This window comes from Streptomyces palmae (assembly GCF_004684805.1).
GTDB lineage: Bacteria > Actinomycetota > Actinomycetes > Streptomycetales > Streptomycetaceae > Streptomyces > Streptomyces palmae.
The window spans coordinates 1-5713 of sequence record NZ_SRID01000418.1; the positions used below are offsets into that span (position 1 = coordinate 1).

Genomic DNA, 5713 nt, shown 5'->3' on the forward strand with positions numbered 1-5713 from the left:
GGTGGGCGGGGGCCTGTGGAAGGTCCGTCGCCCCGGCGGACAGGGTGCTGCCCCCCGCTGGGACACCCCGTCCGCGGACCCGCCGCCGGTCGGACCCGAGGAGTGGGAGCTGTCCGCGGAACGGGAGCTGCGCGACTTCCTGGAGCGTGCCGTTCCGTTGCTGCCCGCCCCCGCCGAGCGGATCCGCCGGGTACGGGAGCGGGCCCGGGTCAGGCGCCGCCGCCAGGCCATCGGGGGCGCCGCCGTCCTGGTCGCCGCGACCGCCCTGACCGTCACGCTGGTCCCCTGGCCGGCTCCGGAAGGCCCGCCGACCCGCGCCCTGACCCGCTACCAGGGTCCGCGCCACACGGAGGAGCCGTCGCAGCCGAGCCGCACCGGTCCGCCCGCGCGGCCCTCCGGTGCTCCCTCCACCCCGGCGTACAGCGCGCCGCCCTCCCCGGGCGCGGGGGGCGGTGGCCCCGCCATACGGGCGGTGGACGCCCCGGTGCGTTACCCCGATCTGGCGGATCTGACGATCCGGGTTCCGCGCGGCTGGCAGGCGCTGGCCGTGGTCGGTCCGGGACGCGGCCAGAGCGCGGCCTTCGCCGGCCAGCAGCGGCTGGCACCCACCCGGCATCCCTGCCTGACCAGGGAGTACTCCTGTGTGCCGGTCGCCCGGCTGGAGGCCGGCCGGGGCGTCATCGGGTTCCGGCTGATGCGCGGACACTTCGCGGTGGCCAAGGCCGAGAAGGCCTCGGAGCTTCGGGACGCGCGGCTCACCCGGGGCTGCCGTGTCGCAGGAGGCTCCCGGGAACTGCGAGGGTGGATCGTGGTGGGGGACAGAGCGCCGAACGCGGCCGTCCGGGTATCGGTATGTCTGAACGAGCCGAGCGCGGTGTCGATGGGCCAGGTCCGGCATGTCCTGGACTCCGCCACCTTCGGTGGTGACGCGCCACCGGCGCCCGGCAGCAGACGCGACTGACCCGGTCGTACCGACATTCGGAAGGACGCCCCCGATGCCCGCTCGCCACTCGCTGAGCCGCCGGGCCGCGGCCGCCGCGCTGCTGCTGTGCACAGGGGTGCTGGCCGGATACGGCGCACCCGAGGGCGGTACGGGGACGCCCCGTGCGTCCGGGCCGCTCGGCGCTCCCGAGGGACTGGCCGGCGGAACCGCGGTGTCGGGGCCCGGCACGGCGACCCGGAGCGGCACCGGATCCGCTGACGGGGCGGCAGCCGCTGATGGCCAGTCGGCCCCGGGAGAGGAGGACCGGATGGACGACGTACCGCCCCGCAGGCCCCCGGGGAGCGGCGGCCCCAGGAACGGATCCGGCGGCCGAACCGAGGGCGCCGCGCCGGGTGCTCAGGGCGCCGACCGGGGCGCGCCCGGCCCGGCCGCCGGGCCGCTGTCCCGGAGCCGGTCCGGCCTCGCCGCGCGGACCCCGCTCCCCGGCCGGGCCCTGCTGCCGGGCCTGGGCCCGCGTACCGCCGCCAAGCTGCCCGCCAGGACGCGCCAGGTGCTGCTGGTGACCGGGGAGGGGCAGGAGTCCGACCGCGCCACCGCGGTCCTCTTCCACCGCACCCGGGCGGGCTGGCGGCCCGGACCGGTCTGGCCCGCGCACAACGCCCTGCGCGGCTGGACCGGCGACCACCACCTCGGCGACCTGCGCTCGCCCCGCGGGGTGTTCACGCTCAGCGACGCGGGCGGGCTGCGCCCCGACCCCGGCACCCGGCTGCCCTACCACCGTTCCAACGACTTCGTCGCCACCGGCCTCGGCTTCGAGGGCGAATCGCTGACCGGGGCGTTCGACTACGTGGTGGCCATCGACTACAACCGCGTCCCCGGCGCCTCACCACTGGACTGGCGGCGGCCCCTGGGCGCGGAGCGGGGCGGCGGCATCTGGATCCATGTGGACCACGGCGGCCCCACCCACGGCTGCGTCAGCCTGTCCGAGGCCCATATGAAGAAGCTGCTGCACCTGCTGGACCCGGCCCGGCACCCCGTCATCGTGATGGGCGACCGCGCCCACCTGGCCCACTGACCCTACGGCCAGGGCACCGAGTGCTCGCCGAGCCGGCGGTCCACCCCGCACCGCCTCGCGCCCGGGCCCCGAGCCGCCCGGTGCACCGCCCGCAGCAGCCGCCGGGGGGTCGTACGGTGCTGCCACAGCACGGCCCGTACGCCGTACTCCATCACCACCATCAGCTCCGCCTCCCGCAGCTCACCCGCCACCAGGACCACCGGCTGCGAGCCGCCCCGCACCAGCTGCCGCAGTTCCGCCCCCGAGCGGGCGTCCAGCCGCTCGGCCAGCATCACGGCCACGGAGCCGCGCGGCTCGTCGCTGAACGGGCGCGGCCGTTCGAGCAGCTCCACGGAGGCTTCCTTCTCCAGATGGCGCATGACTCCGGCCCGGGAGCGCGGGTCGGGGCCGTGGACCGTCACTGTGACGCGTCTGTCCGGCACGGGCTTCCTCGACTTCCCTGTGGTTCACGGATTACACAGGGTCGACGAAAGGGTTAAACGAACTCTTGCCACCGGCTCAACGGGCGCGTGCCTCCCGTCAAGCCGTCAACCTCCGCCGTGTGCTACGGCGTTGAGCTGGGGAGACGGCATGCCCTGGGAGGAGGGGCCGGAGTCAGGGTGCGCACCTGGACCGGGGGCCGGATACACGTCGGCCACCGCACGGCGGGTGGTGCCGCGCGGTGGCCGGGAGACGGGATCCGGTGCCGGTGGTCCGGCCGGTCGGGCGCCGGGCGCCTGGCGGTGGTCGTCAGGCGCCGGCCGTCCGGCTCAGGCGCTGGTCGAGGCCTCGATGCCGCCGAAACGCTCGCGGTAGGAGTCCAGGTCATCCTCGGTGATCTTGGCGAACAGCACCGGCGGCACGGTGAAGGCGGTGCCGGCCGGCACCGAGGCCAGGGCCTTGGCCTGCTCGGCGGTCACCCAGGCCGCGGTGTCCTCGGTGAGCGCGAAGGCGGAGCGCATGGCTGCCGCCGAGGCCGGGATGAACGGCTCGGAGACCACCGAGTAGAGGTGGATCAGGTTCATCGCGGTGCGCAGGGTGAGCGCCGCGCCCTCCTGGTCGGTCTTGATCTCCAGCCAGGGGGCCTTCTCCTCCAGGTAGGAGTTGCCCGCGCTCCACAGCGCCCGCAGCGCGGCGGCCGCCTTGCGGAACTGGAGCGCGTCCATGTGCTCCTCGTACTCGGACAGCAGCCGCGCGATCTCCTCGCCGAGCCGGGCCTCCGCCTCCCCGGCGGGCTTCCCGGCCGGGACCTCGTCACCGAAGCGCTTGCGGGAGAAGGACAGCACCCGGTTGACGAAGTTGCCCAGGGTGTCGGCCAGGTCCTTGTTGACGGTCGCGGCGAAGTGCTCCCAGGTGAAGGAGGAGTCGTCGGACTCCGGGGCGTTGGCCATCAGGAAGTAGCGCCAGTAGTCGGCGGGCAGCAACTCCAGCGCCGCGTCGGTGAACACCCCCCGCTTCTGCGAGGTGGAGAACTTCCCGCCGTAGTACGTCAGCCAGTTGAACGCCTTGACGTAGTCGACCTTCTTCCACTTGTCCCGGGTGCCCAGCAGCGTCGCCGGGAACATCACGGTGTGGAAGGGGACGTTGTCCTTCGCCATGAACTGGGTGTAGTGGACGGTCTCGTCGGCGTCGTACCACCACGACTTCCAGTCGCGGTTCTCCGGGTCCTGGTCCGACCACTCCTTGGTGGCGCCCAGGTACTCGATCGGCGCGTCGAACCACACGTAGAAGACCTTGCCCTCGGCCGCCAGCTCGGGCCAGGTGTCCTGGGGCACCGGGACGCCCCAGTCCAGGTCGCGGGTGATCGCCCGGTCCTGGAGGCCCTCGTTCAGCCACTTGCGGGCGATCGAGGAGGCCAGCGTCGGCCAGTTCCTGCCGTGCTCGTCCACCCAGCCCGCGACCTCCTCGGCCAGCTTCGACTGGAGCAGGAAGAGGTGCTTGGTCTCCCGCACCTCCAGGTCGCTGCTGCCGCTGATCGCCGACCGCGGGTCGATCAGGTCGGTCGGGTCCAGCACCCGGGTGCAGTTCTCGCACTGGTCGCCGCGCGCCTTGTCGTAACCGCAGTGCGGGCAGGTGCCCTCGATGTAGCGGTCCGGGAGGAAGCGGCCGTCGGTGTTGGAGTACACCTGGCGGATCGCCCGCTCCTCGATGAACCCGTTGGCGTTCAGCTCCCGGGCGATGGTCTGGGTGATCTCGACGTTCTCCGGCGAGGAACTGCGGCCGAAGTAGTCGAAGGACAGGGCGAAGCCGTCGTAGATCGCCTTCTGGGCGTCGTGCTGCTCGCCGCAGAACGCGTCGACCGGCAGCCCCGCCTCCTTGGCGGCCAGCTCGGCCGGGGTGCCGTGCTCGTCGGTGGCGCAGATGTACAGCACCTCGTGCCCGCGCTGGCGCATATAGCGCGCGTACACGTCGGCCGGGAGCATGGACCCCACCATGTTGCCCAGGTGCTTGATCCCGTTGATGTAGGGAAGGGCGCTGGTGATGAGGTGTCGAGCCATTGCAGGCTGCTCCCAGGTCGGTGCGGTGGGTGACTTTTCGCCGGTGGGGCGTGCCCCACGAGCCGCCCATATCGTATCGGAGCGCCAGGGGCCAAAGCCGAGGGATAAATCCGGGCACGGTGCCCGGTACCGCCGGCCCACCGACCGGACGCCGTCCCGCCACCGGCCTCCGATCCCCGACCGGACTCCGCCCCGGCCGCCGGCCGCGCACCGCCGACCGGGCCGGTCAGCGGCGGGTCGACGGCGTACCGGAACGGAAGCGGGCGATGACGCTGGCGAGCCTGCGGCCGATCGCCGCGGAACCCTCGGCGTTGGGGTGCAGCCCCAGGGCCCGGTGGGTCGGCAGGAACCCCTCCAGGTAGCGCTCCCTGGCCGGGGCGCAGCTGTCATGGCCCCTGGTGAGCGGCCGGGTGTCGACGAACACCGCGCGGTGGCGGGCGGCCTCGGCGCGCAGCACCGCGCTCAGCCGGTCGATCGAGCCCTGGAGGTAGTCCGCGTCGCGTGCCCACAGCGGCTGCACCGGGTGGCAGCCGCCGCGGCGGAAGTACTCGCCGTAGCCCACCACGAAGATCCGCGCGTGCGGGGCGCGGCGGTGGATCTCGTCCAGCGCGGCCCCCAGCGCGGGTGCCCAGGCGGCGATGTCCGCGGCGATACGGTCCCGCCCACCGGCGGTGTAGCGATCGGCGCAGCTGCGCCCGACCGGCTCCGGGAGTGGATTGACGCACCTCAGCGCGGCGCGCACCAGATGGGTGTCGTTCCCGCCGATGGTCAGGCTCACCACGTCGGTACCGCGCTCCAGGGCCGTGGACTGGGGCCGCAGCAGACCGGTCTGCCGCTCCCCGAAGTCGCGGATCCGCGCCGCGGAGCAACTGACGTTGACCAGCCGCGCCCCGAGCGCCCTGGCCGCCACCTCCGGGTAGCCGGACCGGGAGCGGACGCACATGGGTGCCCGCGGGTCGCCGTGCGGCGCCAGCGGCGCGGCGGCGTACGAGTCCCCCATCGCCACATAGCGCAGTATCCGCGCGGGCCTGCTCTTCGCGTGCCCGGTGTGCGCGGGGCTGGTCCTCGCCTGCTCGGCCTTCAGCTGCGGGGGTGTCGCCGGGGCGGGGGCGGCGGCCGGCAGGAGCGCGGCGCAGCCCAGCAGCAGGGCGACGGCCGGTGCCGGCAGGACGGAACGGGGCCCCGGACGGTGGGGGCGGGGGAATGCCGGCATGAGGG

General features: G+C 74.0%; 5 protein-coding genes. 2 read left to right on the plus strand and 3 right to left on the minus strand.

Translation table 11 applies throughout. The annotated features are described in order from the left end of the window. Together E4099_RS33275 and E4099_RS28135 are read left to right on the plus strand one after the other, a co-directional pair. Nucleotides 1–961: hypothetical protein (locus tag E4099_RS33275; RefSeq protein ID WP_167828506.1), on the plus strand; the 961-nt coding region annotated here is incomplete at its 5' end. A gap of 289 nt (nucleotides 962–1250) precedes the next feature. Next, on the plus strand, nucleotides 1251–2018 hold the full coding sequence (locus E4099_RS28135) for a L,D-transpeptidase family protein (protein WP_135341945.1): 768 nt from the start codon (nucleotides 1251–1253) through the stop codon (nucleotides 2016–2018). A 2-nt stretch (nucleotides 2019–2020) separates the two neighbouring features. On the opposite strand, the gene E4099_RS28140 is transcribed toward E4099_RS28135, so the two are convergent. The 3 genes from E4099_RS28140 to E4099_RS28150 all read right to left on the minus strand — a co-directional run. Then, complete coding sequence (locus E4099_RS28140) at nucleotides 2021–2440, minus strand: DNA-binding response regulator (protein WP_135341943.1); 420 nt, start codon at nucleotides 2438–2440, stop codon at nucleotides 2021–2023. Between the two features lie 327 nt (nucleotides 2441–2767). Further along, nucleotides 2768–4495 (minus strand): methionine--tRNA ligase, encoded by a 1728-nt coding sequence (gene metG / locus E4099_RS28145; protein ID WP_135341944.1) that lies wholly within the window; start codon nucleotides 4493–4495, stop codon nucleotides 2768–2770. A gap of 226 nt (nucleotides 4496–4721) precedes the next feature. Next, nucleotides 4722–5713: SGNH/GDSL hydrolase family protein (locus tag E4099_RS28150; protein WP_209446776.1), on the minus strand; the 992-nt coding region annotated here is incomplete at its 5' end.